Below are 21,782 nucleotides of genomic sequence, written 5' to 3'. Positions count from 1 at the left end.
ATTTTTAATGTGCATGACCTTCCATGCCACCTGCTTGTTGTAATAATTTTCCTTTTAAAATATGTGCACCTTGCGTAACTATTTTAATATCAAAATTATTTCCTTCAATTGTTTTTATGGCTACAAAACCAGCATCATTATTTCCCAATGTTACTTTTAAAGGAATAAATTCAACAGTACTTTTTGCCATAAAAACAAAGCTTTCGCCTTCTTTTTCTATAATTGCGGTTTGAGGAACAGCCATTGTTTTTTCACCGCCTAATAATACATCTGCGTTAATAAACATTCCTGATTTTAAGTTATTTTTTTCATCCTCAAAATGTCCGTGTACATTTATTGTTTTTGTTTTGTCATTTACTTTCTGACTAATTAATTTGATGTATCCTTGATATTCTGAGTCAATTCCTGAAGGTTTAAAAACAAATGAATCGCCTTTTTTAATTTTGGTAATATCGGTTCCAAAAACATTTAATTCGGCGTGCATATGATCGGTATCAATAATTTCCATCATTTTTGAATTTCCTGCTAAAAACATTCCTTTATTTAAGTTATTTTCTACCACATAGCCAGAAATCGGTGCTTTTATGTACACATATTGTTGAATTCCATTTTTTGAAATCGTATTTGGCGATAAATTTGCCATTTTTAATTGTGAAGCATAACTTTCCACTAAACTTTTTGAAGAATTATATATTCCTTCTGCTATTTGAAACGATTTTTTTGAAGTGATTTCGTTTGCTAATAACATTTTTTTACGCTCATAATCTGCTTTTGTAACCTTATTATTATTAACTGCTTCTAAATATGAATATTGCAATTTTATAAAATTTGGATGCTGTAATACAGCTACGGTTTGTCCTTTTTTCACTTTATCTCCAGGCAATAAATATGTTTTATATACAAACGATTCTAAAGGCGCGTAAATAGTTGCTTTACTTTGTGGAGGCACTTCAATAGTTCCTGTAACGGCAATGCTATTGCGTATTTTTCGTTGTGTAATTTCGGCTACTTTTATATTTGCTGATGCTATTTGTTCGGTTGTTAAATGCAATTCATTTTCGGTGTATTTTTCTTCTGATTTTCCCTGTTTTTTTTCTTTTTCTTCGGATGTATGATCTTGTCCTGTATGATTTTCTTTTTTAGAATTACAACTACTAACCGATAATATGAATACTACAAAACTGATTATATTGATAAATTTTTTCATCTTTTTATATTTTTTAACCTGACTAAATCTTGACTAAATAAAAGTCGGGTATTTTTTAATTTTTAATTATTTTTTTGTGTAAAACTCGTAGCTAATTACTGTTTGATTATAATTATGAATCAATAACAAATAATTTTGCATCACCTGAAAATAAGTATTAAAACTTTGATTATATTGATACGCATCTATTTCGCCAGTTGTATAGGCTATTTTTAGTTTTTTGATAAATTTTTCAGCCTTTATTTTCATTGTATCAATAGGAATTAATTCCGTTTTTAAATACGTTAATTGTTCTTGTAAACTTTTAAAATTATTCTGAATTGCTATTTTACGCGCGTCATTTTCAAAAGCTATTTCTTCGGATATTATTTTTTGCTGTTTAATTTTAGCATTGTTAGCCCAAAATGAAATAGGAACATTTAAACCGATATTAAAACCTGTATAATCGGTTAAGTTTCCTGTTTTTCTATTGATAATCCCTGCGGTTATCTCTGGGAAATAAGATGATTTTGCTACTGAAATATTCTTTTGAGCTACTTTTTCTCTTTTAGATAAAATTTCTAAAAAGGCTGTTGAAATGCTATCTTTTTCGTTCTTATTTTGAAGTGAAACTAGCTTTTTTATAGGGAATTTTGTTTCAGGAACTATCAAGTTTTTCAATTGTAATACTTCTTTTAGTTTATTTTCTATCTGTATAAAATCCTTGTAAATAGTGCTTTTTTTAGATTGAATATCTAACGATTGTAAGATTGTTAAATCATTTTCTAAGCCTCCTATTTCTCCTGCATCGTATAATTTATTAGAAATACTTTTTATCAGATTACTATTTTTAGTTTGTTCTTCAAGTAATGAAATAAGTCCATATAAATAATGCCATTGCTGATATAAACTTCTAGCAGTTCGAATCGTTTCTTTTCTTGAAATATCATTTTCTAAAATGGCTAATTCATGTTTTGCAATCGCTAATTTTCTTTTTTGAAGATGTGTTAAAACAGCTCCGAAATTTTGAGTAGCCGACCATTCTTTTTCTGATAAACCAGTACTAACTCCAACATCTTGATATTTTACAGCAATAGGATCTAAAGTAATTGCACTTGCAATCCCTGCTTTATTTTTAGCGATATTTAAAGTTGATTTATAACGAGCTACTGATTTTTTTAAAGCGATATTAATTGCGTCTTGCTCGCTTAATTTCTGAGGATTTTTCTGAATATTTATTTGTATTATTTCTTGTGTATTTTCTTGTGCCTGAATACATAAACTTCCCGTTACTATAAATAATAAGCTGAGTATTTTTGAGTTTATTTTCATTGATTTAGCTGTTTTATTTCCTGATTTACTTTCAGAAAACAGATATAAAACTGGTAAAATTAATAAAGTTAATAAGGTTGCTGATATTAAACCGCCAATCACCACGGTTGCCAATGGTTTTTGAACCTCTGCTCCTGCTGATGCTGAAATTGCCATCGGTAAAAAACCTAATGATGCTACCATTGCCGTCATAATTACGGGACGTAATCGAACAGAAGTTCCTTTTTTTATAATTTCTTTTATATCCGTCATTCCAGCTTCTTTTAAACGATTGAATTCGGCAATTAATACAATTCCGTTTAAAACAGCGACACCAAATAAGGCTATAAATCCTATTCCTGCGGATATTGAAAAAGGCATATCTCTAAACCATAAAGCGAAAATTCCACCAATTGCCGACATTGGAATTGCCGTATAAATTAAGAAACTTTGTTTAATCGATTTAAAAGTAAAATACAATAATAAAAAGATCAATAATAAGGCAACAGGAACTGCAATTCCTAATCGTGTACGTGCTTCTTCCAAATTTTTAAAAGTTCCACCGTAGGTGATATAATATCCTGTATCGAATTGTATTTTTTCACTAACTTTAGCTTGTAATTCAGCAACAATACTTGCTACATCACGCCCTCGAACGTTAAAACCGACTGTTATTCTTCGTTTTGCGTCATCTCTTTGTATTTGATTTGGTCCTGTTTTAAAGCTTACATCAGCAACATTTTCTAACGGAATTTGTGATCCATTTGATGTCGTTACATACAGTTTACGAATATCTTGAATACTCGCTCTATTTTGTTTATTCATTCTAACAACCAAATCATAACGTTGTTCGCCTTCATACACTGAACCTGCGCTTTGCCCAGCAAAAGCGGTATTTACAGCCGTATTTACATCAGAAATATTTAAGCCATATAAGGCTAATTGATTTCTTTTGTAATCGATAACTATTTGCTTTAAACCTGTCATTTTTTCGATATACAAATCTTGAGCACCAGCTATATCAGGAATAATTTCACCTAATTCATTTGCGTATTTTACTAATTTATCTAAATTTTCTCCGTAAATTTTTAAGACAACATCTTGTCTTGCTCCTGTCATCAATTCATTAAAACGCATTTGTATAGGCTGCTGAAATCCGTAATTAACACCTAACATATTTTCATCTAATAAATGATTCATTTTTTCGGTTAACTCGTCTTTACTGCTTGCTTTTGTCCAATCATTTTTATCTTTTAAGATGATAATAATATCCGCAACTTCAACAGGCATTGGATCTGTAGGTATTTCTGATGAACCAATTCTACTTACAATTTGTTCAATTTCATCTGGAAATTCTTTTAATAATAATTTTGAAGATTTATTTGTCACATCAATCGTATATGATAATGAACTTCCTGTAGAAACCGTTGCTTGCACGGCTAAATCTCCTTCATCTAAAGATGGAATAAATTCAGAACCCATATTTTTAAAGGTAAAAAGACTTACTATAAAAACAAGTACAGCGCCAATAAGTACTGATTTTTTATAACTTAAAACAAATTCCAATACAGGTGTATAAACATTTTGTAATGCACCTATTATTTTATCAGAAATATTTTTTTTGTCATTATGATGTCTAATTGTTTTCTTTAAAAACAAGGCACTAATCATCGGAACATATGTTAATGATAAAATAAAAGCCCCTAAAATGGCAAAACTTACGGTTATCGCCATCGGTTTAAACATTTTCCCTTCAATACCGACTAACGCCAAAATAGGAAGATATACAATTAAAATAATGATTTCTCCAAAGGCCGCACTCGTTCTAATTTTTGAAGCTGATTGATATACTTCTTCATCCATTTCGGATTGCGTTAATTTTTTTCCTGATTTTTTTAGCACTAAATAATGCAATGTTGCTTCCACAATAATCACCGAACCATCAACTATAATTCCAAAATCAATGGCTCCTAAACTCATTAAGTTTCCTGAAACTCCAAAAAGATTCATCAATATAATTGCAAATAACATTGCCAGCGGAATTACAGATGCAACAATTAAACCCGCACGTAAATTTCCTAATAATAATACCAAAATAAGAACTACAATTAAAGCGCCTTCAATTAAATTGGTGGATACCGTACTGATTGCTTTATCAACTAATTTTGTTCTATCTAAAAAAGGTTCGATTACAACACCTTCGGGTAAATTTTTTTGTATTTGCGCAATTCGCTCTTTTACACGCTTTATTACTTTTGATGAGTTTGCGTCTTTTAGCATCATTACAATTCCACCGACAACTTCGCCTTCGCCATTTCTGGTCATTGCGCCGTATCTGATGGCACTTCCTAATTGTACTTTTCCGATATCTTTAATTAAAACTGGCGTACCATTTAGGGTATTTTTAATAACAATATTCTGAATATCTTCAGGTGTTTGAATTAATCCTTGGCTTCTTATAAAATATGCTTTCGGATTTTTATCAATATAAGCACCTCCTGTATTTTGATTGTTTTTAGATAAAGCCTCTAAAACTTCGTTAACACTTACACCCAATGTTTGCAATCTTTCGGGTTGTAAAGCAACTTCATATTGTTTTAAAAAACCACCAAAACTACTTACGTCTGCAATTCCTTCGATTCCTAATAATTGACGACGAACAACCCAATCTTGAAGAGAACGTAATTCCATAATAGGAAACTTTTCTTTAAAACCTTTTTTTGCAAATAATGTATATTGATAAATTTCTCCTAAACCAGTAGTTACAGGCGCCATTTCGGGCGAACCAACTCCGTCTGGAATATTGCTTTTTGCTTCGTTTAAGCGTTCGCTAATTTGTTGCCTTGCCCAATAAATATCGACATCGTCTTTAAAAACAATAGTAACCACGCTTAGTCCGAAACGAGAAAAAGAACGAACTTCTTCAATATCAGGAATACTAGACATGGTCATTTCGATAGGAAATGTTACTAATCGTTCAATATCTTGTGCCGATTGTGAGGGTGCCGAAGTAATAATTTGCACCTGATTATTGGTAATATCTGGCACTGCATCGATCGGTAATTGTTTTAGCGAATAAATTCCCCAACCAATTAACACCAATACAAAAGCGCCAATAATCAATTTGTTTTTAATTGAAAATTTTATAATGTTATCTAACATTTTTGATGTATTTAATTCTTGATTTTTAAAAATTTTGAAGTGTAATTTATCACCTGTAATTTATTTTTATATTGATATAACTTCTTATGAATTAATATTCTAAATAATGTTGAATACCGATATGCCTAGCCCCGATTGTAGCAATTGTTTGAGCTCCTTTTTTGATTTTTTTCAAAAAAGAGCGAGTGCGGAAAGCGGGAAATTGCTTCAAAGAAAGTCAATAAAAATAAATGAAAATGATAAAAATTTACACGAAATAATAATATCATTTCGACTGTTTTAAACAGCTGAAATAATACGATTATCGAATAATAAAAAAAGAATTAAACTATTGGAGGATGAAAAAGTTGGGCTAAATAACTAGCGGTATTTAACACTTTATGAAAATGAATTTTCGAGTATTCTTGAAAGAATGTAACAATTTTAAAATTAAATTCCTCCGTAATAATAGCACTTGAAATACCTGAAAAAATACAAATATGATGGTGTTCCTTGCTTTCTTCTTCGGTATTGTTTTTATGATGCGTTTCAGAATGCGCATAGTCCATCGTGTTAATATGGTGAATTACATCGCCATCATTAACTATTACATTACCATCATTAAAAATAATAGCATCCGAATGCACCTGAACAGGAGGCACAAACAGTAATAATATTAATATGAGGATGCTAATAATTTTCAAATGATTTACTTATTTTTATTTCAGAAATAATAAAAGAATACTAAATGACAAATATATAAAAAAAGTAATTAGATTATTTATTTAATCGGATTTAATCGGTCTTTAACATATTCAACTTTCGTTTTTCCGTGAGCCATTGGCGTTCCATTTTCATCTAAAGTAACCATTACAATTTTATCAATTCCAATAATTTTTTTATGCGTCAGTTTGTTACGTACTTGACAATGTAAAGTAATTGAGGTGTTTCCAAATTTAACAATTTCAATACCAATTTCAATAATATCGCCTTGTTTAGCCGAACTTACAAAATCTATTTCAGACATAAATTTAGTAACTGTTCGAGGTATTTCTAATTGAATAATAGCATAAATTCCTAATTCTTCATCGATCCATTGTAATAATCGACCGCCAAATAAAGTACCGTTTGGGTTTAAATCTTCTGGTTTTATCCATTTTCTTGTGTGAAACTTCATGTTTTTTTAGTTTTAGTTATTTTATACAAATTACAGGAACAATGCTAAGTTACACAATTAAAAGCAATTTGTTTTTTATATTTTGCCATCAAATTTTCTGATAAACCATTCTACAGAAAGTAAAACAACGATTAAAGATAATATCCATTTCCAATCTAGTAAATTTTCTTTTTTTGTGATTGATTTTTGAGTAGTATAATAGGTTTTATCTTCGGATAATTGAGTAATTAAAGTATTTATTTTATCAGGATATATTAATTTTCCTGCTGTTTTTAAGGCTAATTGATGTAGTTTTTGATCATTGGCATTTACAAACTGCTCTTCTATATTAAACTCGGTAATTTTAAATTTTCCGTAGCTGTTTATTTTCTGATTTTTTACAGCAACTTTATATGAATAATCGCCAGAAGAAAGGTCAGAAATTGAAACTTGATACGAATTATTGACCAATGAAAAAGGCAGTATTTTTTGATGCTTTGTTTGGCTGTTTGTAATCGTTATTTCTAGTGACACCCTGTTGTCAAAGGTATAATTTTCGTTAACATAAAATGCTGAAATTGTTACGTATTCATTTTGTGAATACGATGATTTACTTTTTACATCGAGTCTTTTTCTTTTTTTGTTAGATGCTAAATATTGTACTAAATTGCCTAAAAAAGCATCAAAATTTTCAAATCCTTGTGCTTCTAAAAAACTAGCTGAACGCCATTTCCAGATTCCTTCACCAAATAAAACAGCCTGTTTTTGATTGGTTTTTGCCAATTTTTCAGTTTCATAATTTTTATTTTGAAAGTTTTCGAAAGTTGCTAATAAGGGTTCTTTGGTTTTAAAACCTGCATATTTTTGATGCAATAAAATCTGTGCATCGCCTGTTATTGTTACCTCTCCAAAAACATCTTTTAGTGGCGGAAAATTATTAAAATTGATATCTTTTTGTAAAAAAGGTAAAAAATTAGCGTTGTAAAGTGCCGTATAATTTTCAGATTGCTTAATTGCTTCTTTTTGAACGCCTAAATTCTGTGTGTTTAAAAAATTCCAATCAGTTTTTGTTCCTGAAACGATTAAATAATTAGATGTTACTTTTTCAAAAACCTTTTTAAAAGAACTATTTGGCTGATAAAAAACAAAAAACTGATAGTCATTATATTTAATATTTTTATCATTTATAAAAGCGATATCAACCTTTCGTTGCTTATTACTTTCTATTGATTTTTTAATCGCTCCTATATCAGGATGCAAAAAAGTGCTTAAAATTAATACTTTTGTTTGCTCGTCAATTACTTCTACTGAAAAATTTTTGTAATTATTTTTGGTGTTTTTTTCGTTTTCAATTTTACTAATCGAAGTTTTATAATATTGAATTCCTTTTTTATCCGAAGTTAAAGTAGTGGTAATTGTTTTTGTAGGATTTTCTGCTGAAAAGGCTACTTTCTTAGAAAATACTTTTTTTCCTTGATGTGTAATTGAAAAAGTAGCGTTTACAGTTTCTTTTCCGTTAAATTCTCCTTGATAATATAGTAATGTTTCAACAGGAAATTTATTTTTTATATAACTGTATTTATTTACGTTTACCTGCGATATTTGTAAATCTTTATATAAAGTAGTATCGCCTACAACAACGGGAAAAATCTTGTTTTTTGATGTTACATATTGATACTCATTTCCTTTGGTTTGATTTCCATCAGTAATTAAAACAGTTGCATTTAAACGTTCTTTTTGCAATTCATTAACCGAATTTATTGCTTGATAAATAGCTGTTTGAGTTCCTGAAAAATTTAAACTATCAGCAATTAAAACAGCCGTTTTTTCATCAAAATAAAAAGATTCAACGTCAAATTTATTGTTTATTTTTTCAGATTTTTTTATTTTCTGAATGATATTTTTAACTTTTTTGTCTTCGTTAAAATATTTTATTGATGATGAATTATCAACTAAAATAGTTAAAACAGGTTTTATATTTTGAGTTTCAACGGTTTTTATTTCAGGATTTATCAATAATAAAAACAGTAAAAATAAGCTCAATGCTTTTAGAGCAAAAAGAAGCGTTTTTCTTTTAAGTTTTAAGCTAAATTTCGATGTTGTTTTGTAGAAATATTGAAAATAAGCGATTGCTACACTCAATAAAACAGCTAAAACAATATAAATGATAGTTATTTTTTCCACAAAAAATATTTTAATTTGTGAAGATAAAAAAAGCTATCAAATAAAAATAGATTCACTTATTTTATTATGAATTAGTTTCTTTCGGTTTATCTTCAAACATTTTAAAAAACAACATAGAAGCGATGTTTCTAGCACGTTCTTTGGCTTCGTTGGCTTTATTGCCATGAAAATTTTCATCTAATGTTTCAAACCATAAAAGCAACCATCTTCCAAAATGCTCTTGTGAAATACTGTGATTAAAATGAGCATCTAAATCTTTGTGGGCTTTCATCGGATTTCCTTTAAATTTTCGAACGAAAAAAAGATTCGATTCCCAAAAATCAGTTAATTTTTCTAAATGAGCATCCCAAGCATCCGTAGGAATTGTTTTTAAAAAAATATGCCCAATAAAATCATCTTCTTTAATTTTATCATAAAAAGTTGATACTAATAAATAAACATCTTCTCTATTTTCAATTTCTTTTGTATCTATTTTACTATTCATTATTTTCTTAAATTTCTATTTAATAAAATACAAAAATATCTTTTTATATGATATTATTCTATGACAAGTGTCATAATTTTTATTTCACAAATAAAAAGAATACCAAAATAATACGATTATTAATCAATTATAATCCGTTAAAAAAGAATAGTATTTTCTATTTTTGCCAAACAACACAACAAATTCACAACAAAATTACATAAAATAGCACAAATCATGAGCTTAACACAATTAAACGCCATTTCTCCTATTGATGGTAGATACCGTAATAAAATAGCCAATTTAGCAAACTATTTTTCTGAAGAAGCTTTAATTAAATATAGAGTAAAAGTTGAAATTGAATATTTTATCGCTTTATGTGAAATTCCGTTGCCACAATTAGCCGATTTCAACAAAGAATTATATCCTAATTTACGTAAAATTTATGAGGATTTTTCTACGGAAAATGCACAGAAAATTAAAGATATTGAAGCGATTACAAATCATGATGTAAAAGCGGTTGAATATTTTATCAAAGAAGAATTTGACAAGTTAAGCTTGAATAAATACAAGGAATTTATTCACTTCGGATTAACTTCTCAAGACATTAATAATACGGCAATTCCATTATCTATTAAAGATGCGATGGATGAAGTTTATTATCCTGCTTTAGATGAATTGGTTTCTAAATTAGCTGATTTAGCCGAAGAATGGGACGATATTCCAATGTTAGCACGTACGCACGGACAACCAGCTTCTCCTACTCGTTTAGGAAAAGAATTTTTTGTTTTTGTAGAGCGAATTAACAACCAAGCAATTCATATTCAACACACGCCTCACGCTGCTAAATTTGGTGGAGCAACAGGTAATTTTAACGCACATAAAGTAGCGTATAAAGATATTGATTGGAAAAATTTTGGAACGCATTTTGTAGAAGATATTTTAGGTTTACACCATTCTTTTCCAACAACTCAAATAGAGCATTACGACCACATGGCGGCTTTATATGACGGTTTAAAACGTATCAATACTATTTTAATTGATTTAGATAGAGATGTTTGGACCTACGTTTCTAACGATTATTTCAAGCAAAAAATTAAAGAAGGAGAAGTTGGTTCATCAGCAATGCCACATAAAGTAAATCCTATCGATTTTGAAAATTCTGAAGGAAATTTAGGCTTAGCAAATGCTATTTTTGAACATTTATCAGCAAAATTACCACTTTCAAGATTACAACGTGATTTAACCGACAGTACGGTTTTACGTAACGTAGGAGTTCCTTTCGGACATACGTTAATTGCTTTTTCATCTACTTTAAAAGGATTGAATAAGTTATTATTAAACGAATCGAAATTTGCCGAAGATTTAGAAAATAACTGGGCAGTTGTTGCCGAAGCTATTCAAACAATTTTACGTCGTGAAGCGTATCCGAATCCTTACGAAGCTTTAAAAGGATTAACGCGTACGAATGAAAAAATCAATCAAAAATCAATTGCTAATTTTATTGATACTTTAGAAGTTTCATCAGAAATTAAAGAAGAATTAAAAGCAATTACACCCGCTAATTACACCGGAATTTAATGAGATATTCACTTATTTTTTTAGTCATTTTTTTGGTTTATTCGTGTACTCCTGAAAAAAAAGGAAATCCTACGCGTTTTAAATATGGAACTTTTCAAATTCCAGGAAGCGACAACTACGGTGCAACAACGATTGTGAGAACCGATAGTTTACAAATTGAAGAATACACTAAAAAAATAAGTGTTTCTTCTGCTGATGGTTCAGTTACGGAAAAGCAAGAAAAACATATTGATACGCTTTTTATCAAATGGAAAAATAATTTCGCCTATTCATTGCGAATGAAAAGTCCAAAAACTGATTTGGATAAAGATCCTATTTTTGTACAAATAACAAAAGTTACGGATACTTCTTATAGCTTTACCGCCAAAATTGGATATTCAAATTTCAAACAAAACGGAACAGTTTATATAAAAGAATAAATTAGATAAAATCAGTAAAAAATTTATTGAATTTATTATTTTTGATTTTTTAAAGACCTGAATAGTTATACGTAACTCTCAGGTCTTTATTTTTTTATTACATTTGCAAACTTAATGTATCGTTTTAAAAAACATATCGCCTTTTTTAGTTTGTTGCTATTACTGCTTCCGTCAGTAATACAACTTGCGCATACTTTTGAGAACCATAAACATACTGTTTGTACCAGTACTGATGAGCATCATTTTCACGAACAAGAATTAGATTGTTCGTTAGATGATTTTCATCTTCAAATATTTTCATATACGGCGATTTCAAAGTATGCTGTAATTCCTCAACATTTTTACAAAAAGCAATATAATGAGCAACCACAAGTAATTTCGGTTGTTTATACGGATAAAAAACTTACCAGAGGTCCGCCCTATTTTACTGTTTAAAATAGTCTTTTTATGTAATCTAGTTTTTTGAACTTGATTTTGCTTCTTTTTTGATTTTTAAATTCAAAAAAAAAGTAAAATGATGCTTCATTATTACATATTACACCATTTACAACACTTTACAACACTTTATAATGATTTTAAATGATTTTAATAATGAATAATTATTTGACTTATAAAGGGTTTATCAGTAAAAAATATTTATAAAAAACATTTAATGAAAAAAATTATATTTTTCCTATTTTTAATAGGGATGTCAAACTCGTACGCACAAAATAGCCTATCAGGAAAAATTACAGATATCAATAAAACTCCTTTATTAGGCGTTGAAATTTATGCCGAACAATTACATAAAGGAGTTACTTCGGATGCGCAAGGAAACTATACTTTTAATACTATTCCGAACGGAAAAATAACCATTACATTTAATTATTTAGGCTTTAAAAACATTTCAAAAGAGTTTATTTTTAATAATGAAAATCAAACATTTAATCCTTCGTTAGAAGAAGCTATTTTTAAAATTGATGAAATAATTATTTCTACGCCTTTTAATAAATTACAATCTGAAAATGTAATGAAAGTCGAGCGGTTGTCGGCAAAAGCATTGCATAAAACAGGTGCTATTACTTTATCCGAAGGAATTACAAATATTGCTGGAGTTTCTCAAATATCGACAGGTGCATCTATTGGAAAACCTGTAATTAGAGGTTTAAGTGGTAACCGTGTTTTAGTGTACACACAAGGAATTCGATTAGAAAATCAACAATTTGGTGGTGAACACGGCTTAGGTATTAATGAGGCAGGTATTCAAGGAATTGAAGTTATAAAAGGACCTGCATCGCTCCTTTATGGTTCTGATGCTTTAGGAGGAGTTTTATATATTCAACCAGAAAAATTTGCATCAGAAAATACCACTAAAATCAATGTTAATCAGCGTTATTTTAGCAATACTATGGGTAGTAATGTGTCGCTAGGTGTTAAATCATCTCTTAAAAACTGGCAATTTTTAGCCCGTGGAACTCATGGAATTCATTCCGATTATAAAACACCATCATATCGTGTTACTAATACTCGTTTTAAAGAAAAAGATTTAAAAGTAGGCGTTGGTTTTCATCAAAAAAACTTTTTTTCAGAATTACGTTATAATTTTAATAACTCAAAATTAGGTTTAACAGAAGGAATTGGCACGCAAACCAAAGAAACGAGTTTCGAAAAACCGTATCAAGATATTAATAATCATATTATAAGTTTGCATAATCACATTTTTTTTAATGCTTCAAAATTAGATATCGATTTAGGATATACAATCAATAGTAGAAAAGAATTTGAAGATGAACACGAACATCATGAAGATGAACACGATGACCATGATGATGACCATGCGAATCACGAAGATCATGACCACGACGAACACGATGACCATGAGGAGCATGACGAACACGTAAATAATGAGCCGGCCTTAAATATGGAGCTAAAAACATTTAGCTATAATTTGAAATATCATTTTCCTAAAATGAAAAATTTTGAAATTCTTTTAGGAACACAAGGTTTGCATCAAACAAACACTAATTTTGGTGAAGAATTATTAATTCCTGATGCAACTATTAATGATTTTGGTGTTTTTACAACCGCTAATTTTGATGTAAACGAAACCACTAAACTACAAGGAGGAATTCGTTTCGATAATAGAGCTATAAAAACCGAAAAACATGAAATTAAACATGAAGATGAAGTGCATGTTTTTAATCCAATAGATAAACAATTTAATAGTTTTACTGCATCTTTAGGTTTTAAAACCTTACTTTTTAAAGAAATAAATACCCGTATTAATATCGCTAACGGTTTTAGAGCACCAAATTTAGCCGAATTAACATCAAACGGCGTTCATCACGGAACGAATCGATTTGAAGAAGGAAATAATAATTTATCCAATGAAAAAAATGTGCAATTAGATATTTCTTTTGATTATAAATCGAAACATTTTGAAGTTTTTGCAAACGGATTTTATAATAAAATAAATGATTATATTTATCTATCGCCAACGGGTAAAATTGAAGATGAAGCACCTGTTTATACCTATTTACAAGAAGATGCTAAATTATACGGTGGTGAATTTGGAGTTCATTTACATCCACACCCTTTAGATTGGTTGCATTTAGAAAGTAGTTTTGAAACCGTTATCGGTAAACGAGATAATACGAAAAATGAAAATACGTATTTGCCATTAATTCCTGCAAACACGTTAAAAAATACGCTTAGAACCGAATTTTTAAACACTAAATGGTTACAAAATGGATATACTTCATTAAGCATTCATTCTTCTTTTGAACAAAAAAACATAAGCTCTTTTGAAACAAAAACACCTGGCTATAGTTTGGTTAATTTTGGCATTGGTGGTAATATTTTTATCAATAAATATAAATTTAGAACTTCCGTTACTGTTAAAAATATCTTCGATAAAAAATATATAAATCATTTATCTCGTTTAAAATCAGACGCTATTTTAAATTCTGGTAGAAATATTGTTTTTGGAATTGATTTTACTATTTAATTTTTTTAAACATCAGCTTAAATTTAATAATTTATTCTAAATAAATGTAAAAAACTCCGCTATTATAGCGGAGTTTTTCTATTTTTGTGAGTATAAAAAGGAGCAATTAAATGGAACATTTTATAGTATCAGCGCGTAAATATCGTCCTCAAGTTTTTGAAGATGTCGTTGGGCAAAAGGCGATAACAAATACGTTAGAAAATGCTATAAAAAATAATCATTTAGCACAAGCCTTATTATTTACAGGTCCTCGAGGCGTTGGTAAAACTTCGTGTGCGCGTATTTTAGCAAAACAAATAAATCATCAAAGTCAAGAAAATGTTATAAATCCTGATGAAGATTTTGCCTTTAATATTTTTGAGTTAGATGCAGCTTCCAATAATTCTGTCGATGATATCCGAAATTTAACGGATCAAGTTCGTATTCCGCCGCAAACAGGAAAATATAAAGTGTATATTATTGATGAAGTTCACATGCTTTCTCAAGCGGCTTTTAACGCCTTTTTAAAAACGTTAGAAGAGCCACCTGCCCACGCTATTTTTATTTTAGCAACGACAGAAAAATATAAAATTATTCCTACGATATTATCTCGTTGTCAAATTTTTGATTTTAAACGCATTGGTGTTTTAGATGCAAAAGAATATTTAAAAACCATTTGTATCAAAGAAAATATTACCGCTGATGATGATGCGTTACATATTATCGCTCAAAAAGCAGATGGTGCTATGCGTGATGCTTTGTCTATTTTTGATAGAGTCATTAGTTTTTCGGGGAAAAATTTAACACGTGAAGCCGTTACTCAAAATTTAAATGTCTTAGATTATGAAGTATATTTTAACATTACTGATTTACTAATTGAACAAAAAATTCCGCAAGTTTTAATGGCTTTTAATGATGTTTTAAGCAAAGGTTTTGAAGGACATCATTTTATAAACGGATTAGCATCTCATTTTAGAGATTTATTAGTAGCTAAAGATGCTGCAACAATTACTTTGTTAGAAGTTGGTGATTCAATTAAGAAAAAATACTTTGAGCAATCAAAGAAAGCAACCATGCAATTTTTACTTCCCGCGATTGATAAAGCAAATGATTGTGATTTAAAATATCGAGGTAGTAAAAATCAACGATTGCTGGTGGAATTAACATTAATGAAAATAGCCTCTATCAATTTTGATGGAGCAAAAAAAAAATCTAGCAACTACATAATTCCAGCTACTTTTTTTACTTCTTTATCTCCAACAATAAAAAAAGTAACAAAAAATAATATAAAAAATACGGATGAAATTAATTCATCCGTAGTAAAACCAGTTAAAATAGAAAATGTAGTAAAAAAAACAGCTACAACTCCATCAAAACCTTTTATAAAAGATATAAAACGACGTTCATCAGCATTATCGTTGAAAAGTATTCATCAAAAAACAACGGTTAAAACGTCCTTAGATATTGATGAAAATTTCGAAAATCATCCAAGAACAATTTTTACCCAACAACAACTTAAAAATGCGTGGAATACCTATTCTTTAGAAATACAAAAACTTGGAGAACGTAGTATTTCTGCCGTTTTATCTTCTAGTGAACCACAATTATCAAAAAACACAAAAAACTTTATAATTCTTTTTTCACTTCCTAATGATTTAATGAAAATTCAATTAGAACGTGTGAAACCAAAACTTACAAAGTTTTTACGTGAAAAATTAAATAATTATGGAATTACTATCGAAATTATAATCAATGAAGTTTCTGAAAAAAAGTTTGCCTACACTCCTCAAGAAAAATACGCAAAATTAAAAGAGAAAAATCCATTAATAGAAAAATTAAAAAATATCTTTGGTTTAGATCTTTAATCTTTTACCGATATAAACTAATTTCCAATCTTCGATTATTGTAGTATTTTTTTCAAACTCCGCAATTAATAAGATTTCATTATTTTTATTTTTCACAAAAATAGGTGTCGATTTTAATTCAGCATAAATTTTACTGATTTTTTCTTTATATTCTTCAATAGAATTAACAGGAGTTTCATTAATTTCAGGAAACTCTCTTACGGCTTCCATTAAGTTTAAATAATCATCGTGAACAGTAAATAATTGTTCCTTATTTTCGTATTCTTTGGTAATTACTTCTTGTGAACTTGCCAAACGATAAGCACCTTGCTCTCCAAAAACAGATGAAAAATTTGATATCGTATGTTTATTAATTGAATCACTACCTGTTAAGGCGAGTAAATAACCAACATCATTAAGTTCTATATTATTGGTTAATTCATCATCATAAATATTAGCTTCAAAAGCTTCTAAACCCTTATTTTTAGCTTTTTCTATATTGTCTTTATTCGAATCTATTACAACTACTCTCCTATTATTTTCATTTAGATATACCGCTATAAGAATTGCAAGATCCGAAGCACCAATAATCATAATAGCGTTAGAACGTTTTAAAAAGACTCCTACAGCTTTAGCAAAGAATCTTGCGGTAGTTGCATTTAATAATACCGTTCCTAGGACAACCATAAAAACAAGTGGAGTTATGTATTCTGCTCCTTCGACACCTTCTTTAAGTAATTTACTCCCAAATAATGAAGCGATACCAGCAGCCACAATACCTCTTGGACCTACCCAACTTATAAAAAGTTTTTCGTTTACTTTTAAGTTTGATTTATAAGTACTTATAAACACTGCCAATGGTCTAATTACAAATACTATCAGTGTAAAAAGGAGTACTGTTTCCCATCGATATAATAACATTAACTCTTTAATATCCATATTTGCAGCCAGCAAAATAAATAAGATTGAAATTAAGAGAACACTTAATGATTCTTTAAAATAAAGTATTTCTTTTAAGTTTTTCAACTTGCTATTTCCTAATACCATTCCCATTACGACAACCGCTAATAAGCCTGATTCATGCGCAAATAACTCTGAGAGTACAAAAACCAAAAGTACAGCAGACAGCGATACTACATTTAATAAATAATGAGGAACCCATTTTTTATTAATGATAAAAATTAAAGCATGTGCAAAAGTAAATCCAAATGTTGATCCAAATAAAATAATTTTTAAAAATTCTAATAAAGCTGTTTGTGTAAAACCTGCGCCTCCACCAACACTAATAAATTCAAAAACAAGTACAGCAACTAATGCGCCAATAGGATCAATTAAAATTCCTTCCCATTTTAAAACTGCTGATACATCTTTTTTAAGAGGAATATTTCTTAAAATTGGTGTAATAACCGTAGGACCTGTTACAATAATTAATCCTGAAAATAGAAAAGATAATTCCCAGCTTAAATCAAAAGTATAATGTGCTATAATTCCTGCTCCAAAAAAAGTAATACTAGAACCTAGGGTAATTAACTTTGTAATTACGGGACCAATATTTTTAATTTCATCTCTTCTGAGTGTTAATCCTCCCTCAAAAAGGATAATACTTATCGATAATGAAACAAAATAGTATAACCCTTGACCAGGAAAAAGCCCTTTTTTACCATTCCAAATTGGCTCTATCCATTTGCTTCCATCTTCGCTTAAAAATTCAGCAGCAATAGGACCTACAAGGAGTCCTATTAAAATTAAAGGTAATATGGCTGGAATTTTAAATTTCCATGCAAACCATTGTGCTAAAATTCCAAGTATAATAATTCCTGCTAATTCTATCATCTAAATCTTTTTGTGTAAAAGTAATTTTTTTTTAAACAACAATAAAATTATATCTTCGAACGTTTAAATTTTTATACTTTGATAAAAAATATACTTATTGGTATTGCTTTTTCTCCTAATTTAAAAGCAAATTTATGTGAAGCGATTCGATTGTCAAACATGTTTAATGCGCAGTTATTTGGCGTGCATGTTGGAGAAAAATCTACTAAAAAAGAAACGCAATTAAATAATTTATTAAGTGAAGTTCCTACTTTAAAATTTCCATTAAAAGTAATCTGGCAAGAAGGAAAACCTGTAGATGTTATTTTAGAAACGACAGTACACAAAAACATCGATTTATTAATACTCGGTGCTTTGCAAAAAGAAAAAATATACAAATATTATGTAGGTTCTATTGCTCGAAAACTGACTCGTAAAGCTCTCTGTTCGGTATTATTACTGATAAAACCATCTATTGAAAGACATCCTTGTAAACATATTGTTATCAGTGGTTTGCAAGATGAAAAAACAGAAGAAACTATAAAAGCTGGATTTTATTTTTCAAAAAAATTAGCATGTAAAAGAGTAATAATTGTTGAAGAAATTGATCAAGCAACATTAAAAGTAAACGTTAGTGATGATGTATCATTACGTAAAACAACAATAACAAAAGAACGGATGCAAAAACGTGAAGATGCACGGGTTAACAAGATGTTAGAACATATAGATACGAGTGATATTATCATAAAAACTCAAGGTATTTTCGGTCGTAGTGGCTATTCTATAGGTCATTATGCGAAAGTAAAAAGAGCGGATTTATTAGTGATGAGTTCCTGTAAAAAGACAGGTATTTTAGACCGAATTTTTCCACATGATTTAGAATATATTTTATCCGAATTACCAACTGATGTTTTAATTGTTAAATAAATGGGAAAAAGAAAACACTTTAAAACATTTTTAAGTGAGATTCCGCAGAATATTTTTGCTGGTTTTGTTGTATCATTAATTGCACTTCCTTTAGGTTTTGGGTTGGCTTTAGCATCAGGAGCTCCTCCAATATCAGGAATTATAGCTGCGGTGGTTGGCGGTACAGTTGTTTCAATTTTAGGAGGTTCTAATGTAACAATTACAGGTCCTGGTAATGGATTAGTGGTCGTTGTGCTTGCCGCAATAACAACTCTAGGAGCTGGCGATATGCATCAAGGATATTTATATACACTTGCTGCAATTGTTATCTCTGGAATTATTATGGTTATTTTAGGTTTTCTTCGGATGGGTGCCTTAGGTGATTATTTTCCTTCTTCAGCAATTCAAGGAATGTTAGCGGCTATTGGAATTGGAATTTTCGCAAAACAGATACATGTAATGTTGGGGAATTTAAGTGCAAAAGGAAGTATTGTTGATTTAATTTTACAGATACCTACTGGAATTTTTGATTTTATAAAAACACCAGATACAAGTATTTTTTATGCTGGTTTAGTTGGTGTTATCAGTTTATTAATCATGATTTTTTACAGTAAGATTCGCAACAAATATTTTCAATTAATCCCTGCTCCTATGTGGATTGTTGTTTTAAGTGTTGGAATGTATTATTATTTTGATTTATTTTCTATTTTAGAATACCCTATTGATAAAAGTTTATTAATTGAATTACCTGATGATGTTTTATCTAATTTTGCTTTTCCTGATTTCGGTAAAATTTATGAATTTGAATTTATAAATGCTGTTATTTCGATTACATTAATTGCAAGTATCGAAAGTTTATTAAGTATTAAAGCTGTTGATAAATTAGATATATTAAAAAGACGTTCGAATGTAAATAAAGATATTCGTGCTTTGGGTTTGGCTACTGTAATTAGTGGTTTTTTAGGAGGATTAAATGTTGTTACAGTAATTGCTAGAAGTTCGGTAAATGTAAATAATAAGGGTAGTAATCGTTCTGCAAATTTTTTCCATGCATCTTTTTTAGTATTTTTTATTTTAATTTTTGCTAGTGAATTACGAAAAATACCTTTGCCTGCTTTAGCCGCGATATTGGTATATACAGGTTATAAATTAGCATCTCCTGAAAATATTGTAAAAGTATTTAAAATTGGTAAAGAGCAATTAATTATATTTTTAGTAACTCTTTTAACTACTATCACTACTAATTTGATTACAGGAATTTTAGCTGGAATTTTTATTACGTTTATTATTCATATTATTATTAAAAAGAATAGTATGTTTTTTATTCGTAATTTATTAAAACCAAATGTTTTAATGTTTAAAGAAGAGGATAAATATTACGTTTCGGTTAAAAATTTCTCTAGTTTTTTAAATTTCACGAAGTTAAAAATGAAATTAGATCAGATTCCTGAAAGTGAGGAAGCTATTATTGATTTTTCTTTATGTGATTTTATTGATCATTCTGTAATGGAAAACCTTAATAATTACGCTGAAACTTTTAAGCGTAAAGGAGGACATTTTGAAGTTATTGGTTTAGATGGTTATAAGACAAGAAGTAATCATCCATTTGCTTTGCGTAAAAACACTCCTCTTTTGGTTTCTGAAGTTTTATTAGAAAAAGATAAATTATTAAATTCACAAAAAAATTTAACGAAGCGACAAAAGTCTTTACAGCGTATTTGTAATGATTTAAAATGGAATTATACTGTTTCACCAAAATTTTCTATTGATGAAATATATAATTTTGGATATTTTAAAACACGTCATATTAGTAAAATATCAAATACATTATCGAATGGAAATTGTACTTTGTTTGATGTTGAATTTTCTGAGGGAGAATTAATAGCGAAACAGATTATAAAAGTTACGATGATGTATATTAATGTTGATAAATATATTCCTGAATTTACTTTAGATAAAGAAGGAATATTTGAATACATTTATCATTTTTCTGGTTTTAAGGATATTGATATTAAAAACCATTCTGATTTTTCAAAACGTTTTTATCTTTCTGGTAAAAATTCTACTGAGATAAGAAGTTTCTTCACGGATGATCTTGTTTTATTTTTTGAGAGTAATACGTATTATCATATTGAGGGAACTAATGATGGATTATTAGTTATAGGATCTGAAAGATTGGCAGGAATTAAAGAGGTTAAAAAATTAGCTGATTTTGGTATTCGATTAAAAAATATTATTGGTAAGTAAAATGTTATTTTTTATTAGAAGCTATTCCCGCTTTCCGCACTCGCTTTTTTTTAAAGAAAAATCAAAAAAAGAGCTCAAACAAAGCTTCAATCGGGGCTAAGTCTATTTATTGAGTTTCGGTAAATTCATAAATTAGTTTTTATTTATGAAATCCAGTCATTTCAAAGAATCTTTTTAACAGATAGGTAAACGTGTAGTAGTAATTATTAGTAGAGTCTGTTTTAAATTTTATCTGAAAAAAATATCAGAGAAAAATAAGAAATAGAATCCGTCAACCTAAATTTATTTCAGTTTTGCATTCTGATTTGACGTAGTTCTTCGTTTTTATACGATGCTAAAATAAATTCAGCATAACGTTTAGATATTAAAAAAGGGCTTTAATCATTTCAATTTAGCACAAAAAAACCTCAATCTAGCTAGAAAGATTGAGGTTTTAAAAGAAAGGCAACGACCTACTCTCCCACCATTGGCAGTACCATCGGCGCAAATGGGCTTAACTTCTCTGTTCGGGATGGAAAGAGGTGAGCCCCATTGCGATAATCACCTTAAAATGTTTCAGTATATTTC

Annotated in this window: 14 protein-coding genes and 1 rRNA gene; 7 read left to right on the top strand and 8 right to left on the bottom strand. The window is 29.1% G+C overall.

The window, feature by feature from the left end:
* Nucleotides 1-4: 4 nt before the first annotated feature.
* The 6 genes from L0U72_RS10605 to L0U72_RS10580 form a co-directional block, all read right to left on the bottom strand.
* Nucleotides 5-1,207, bottom strand: coding sequence for an efflux RND transporter periplasmic adaptor subunit (locus tag L0U72_RS10605; RefSeq protein WP_233899154.1), 1,203 nt, complete (start codon nucleotides 1,205-1,207; stop codon nucleotides 5-7).
* A 66-nt stretch (nucleotides 1,208-1,273) separates the two neighbouring features.
* The gene (locus tag L0U72_RS10600; protein WP_233899151.1) at nucleotides 1,274-5,659 is read right to left on the bottom strand and encodes a CusA/CzcA family heavy metal efflux RND transporter; all 4,386 of its coding nucleotides are present in this window, start codon (nucleotides 5,657-5,659) and stop codon (nucleotides 1,274-1,276) included.
* Nucleotides 5,660-5,982: 323 nt separating this feature from the next.
* Nucleotides 5,983-6,342 (bottom strand): hypothetical protein, encoded by a 360-nt coding sequence (locus L0U72_RS10595; RefSeq protein WP_145993236.1) that lies wholly within the window; start codon nucleotides 6,340-6,342, stop codon nucleotides 5,983-5,985.
* Between the two features lie 77 nt (nucleotides 6,343-6,419).
* On the bottom strand, nucleotides 6,420-6,815 hold the full coding sequence (locus L0U72_RS10590) for an acyl-CoA thioesterase (RefSeq protein ID WP_101918242.1): 396 nt from the start codon (nucleotides 6,813-6,815) through the stop codon (nucleotides 6,420-6,422).
* A 75-nt stretch (nucleotides 6,816-6,890) separates the two neighbouring features.
* The gene (locus L0U72_RS10585) at nucleotides 6,891-8,978 is read right to left on the bottom strand and encodes a VWA domain-containing protein (protein ID WP_233899149.1); all 2,088 of its coding nucleotides are present in this window, start codon (nucleotides 8,976-8,978) and stop codon (nucleotides 6,891-6,893) included.
* Nucleotides 8,979-9,042: 64 nt separating this feature from the next.
* Nucleotides 9,043-9,462, bottom strand: a complete 420-nt coding sequence (locus L0U72_RS10580; RefSeq protein WP_233899147.1) for a group III truncated hemoglobin — start codon at nucleotides 9,460-9,462, stop codon at nucleotides 9,043-9,045.
* Nucleotides 9,463-9,678: 216 nt separating this feature from the next.
* On the opposite strand from L0U72_RS10580, the gene purB reads away from it, so the two are divergent.
* The 5 genes from purB (at nucleotide 9,679) to dnaX (ending at nucleotide 16,271) form a co-directional block, all read left to right on the top strand.
* Entirely contained in the window at nucleotides 9,679-11,022 is a 1,344-nt protein-coding gene (purB, locus tag L0U72_RS10575; protein ID WP_233899145.1) for an adenylosuccinate lyase, read from the top strand.
* On the top strand, nucleotides 11,022-11,441 hold the full coding sequence (locus L0U72_RS10570) for a hypothetical protein (protein WP_233885555.1): 420 nt from the start codon (nucleotides 11,022-11,024) through the stop codon (nucleotides 11,439-11,441). The genes purB and L0U72_RS10570 overlap by 1 nt, the downstream gene beginning before the upstream one ends.
* Nucleotides 11,442-11,555: 114 nt before the next feature.
* Complete coding sequence (locus tag L0U72_RS10565) at nucleotides 11,556-11,876, top strand: hypothetical protein (RefSeq protein ID WP_233885553.1); 321 nt, start codon at nucleotides 11,556-11,558, stop codon at nucleotides 11,874-11,876.
* Between the two features lie 217 nt (nucleotides 11,877-12,093).
* Nucleotides 12,094-14,427: a TonB-dependent receptor gene (locus tag L0U72_RS10560; RefSeq protein ID WP_233899143.1), complete on the top strand. Its 2,334-nt coding sequence runs from the start codon at nucleotides 12,094-12,096 to the stop codon at nucleotides 14,425-14,427.
* Between the two features lie 110 nt (nucleotides 14,428-14,537).
* Nucleotides 14,538-16,271: a DNA polymerase III subunit gamma/tau gene (dnaX, locus tag L0U72_RS10555; RefSeq protein ID WP_233899141.1), complete on the top strand. Its 1,734-nt coding sequence runs from the start codon at nucleotides 14,538-14,540 to the stop codon at nucleotides 16,269-16,271.
* On the opposite strand, the gene L0U72_RS10550 is transcribed toward dnaX, so the two are convergent.
* Nucleotides 16,260-18,083, bottom strand: coding sequence for a cation:proton antiporter (locus L0U72_RS10550; RefSeq protein ID WP_233897952.1), 1,824 nt, complete (start codon nucleotides 18,081-18,083; stop codon nucleotides 16,260-16,262). The genes dnaX and L0U72_RS10550 overlap by 12 nt on opposite strands.
* Nucleotides 18,084-18,161: 78 nt before the next feature.
* Between L0U72_RS10550 and L0U72_RS10545 the strand changes: the two genes are divergently transcribed.
* Both L0U72_RS10545 and L0U72_RS10540 read left to right on the top strand, forming a co-directional pair.
* Nucleotides 18,162-18,989, top strand: coding sequence for a universal stress protein (locus tag L0U72_RS10545; RefSeq protein ID WP_233899139.1), 828 nt, complete (start codon nucleotides 18,162-18,164; stop codon nucleotides 18,987-18,989).
* Nucleotides 18,990-21,215, top strand: coding sequence for a SulP family inorganic anion transporter (locus tag L0U72_RS10540; protein WP_233899135.1), 2,226 nt, complete (start codon nucleotides 18,990-18,992; stop codon nucleotides 21,213-21,215).
* A 439-nt stretch (nucleotides 21,216-21,654) separates the two neighbouring features.
* Here L0U72_RS10540 and rrf read toward each other — a convergent pair.
* Nucleotides 21,655-21,763, bottom strand: a 5S ribosomal RNA gene (rrf, locus tag L0U72_RS10535).
* Between the last annotated feature and the right edge of the window lie 19 nt (nucleotides 21,764-21,782).

Origin of the sequence: Tenacibaculum piscium, assembly GCF_021390755.1 — a bacterium.
Taxonomy (GTDB): Bacteria; Bacteroidota; Bacteroidia; order Flavobacteriales; family Flavobacteriaceae; genus Polaribacter; species Polaribacter piscius.
Note: the sequence above shows the minus strand (reverse complement) of the source record. Positions and strands in the feature narration are given on the sequence as shown.

Bases quoted from the DNA above. Each gene is read 5' to 3' on its own strand.
- L0U72_RS10605 (WP_233899154.1), bottom strand. From the start codon at position 1,207: ATGAAAAAATTTATCAATATAATCAGTTTTGTAGTATTCATATTATCG.
- L0U72_RS10600 (WP_233899151.1), bottom strand. From the start codon at position 5,659: ATGTTAGATAACATTATAAAATTTTCAATTAAAAACAAATTGATTATT.
- L0U72_RS10590 (WP_101918242.1), bottom strand. From the start codon at position 6,815: ATGAAGTTTCACACAAGAAAATGGATAAAACCAGAAGATTTAAACCCA.
- L0U72_RS10580 (WP_233899147.1), bottom strand. From the start codon at position 9,462: ATGAATAGTAAAATAGATACAAAAGAAATTGAAAATAGAGAAGATGTT.
- purB (WP_233899145.1), top strand. From the start codon at position 9,679: ATGAGCTTAACACAATTAAACGCCATTTCTCCTATTGATGGTAGATAC.
- L0U72_RS10570 (WP_233885555.1), top strand. From the start codon at position 11,022: ATGAGATATTCACTTATTTTTTTAGTCATTTTTTTGGTTTATTCGTGT.
- L0U72_RS10565 (WP_233885553.1), top strand. From the start codon at position 11,556: ATGTATCGTTTTAAAAAACATATCGCCTTTTTTAGTTTGTTGCTATTA.
- L0U72_RS10560 (WP_233899143.1), top strand. From the start codon at position 12,094: ATGAAAAAAATTATATTTTTCCTATTTTTAATAGGGATGTCAAACTCG.
- dnaX (WP_233899141.1), top strand. From the start codon at position 14,538: ATGGAACATTTTATAGTATCAGCGCGTAAATATCGTCCTCAAGTTTTT.
- L0U72_RS10550 (WP_233897952.1), bottom strand. From the start codon at position 18,083: ATGATAGAATTAGCAGGAATTATTATACTTGGAATTTTAGCACAATGG.
- L0U72_RS10540 (WP_233899135.1), top strand. From the start codon at position 18,990: ATGGGAAAAAGAAAACACTTTAAAACATTTTTAAGTGAGATTCCGCAG.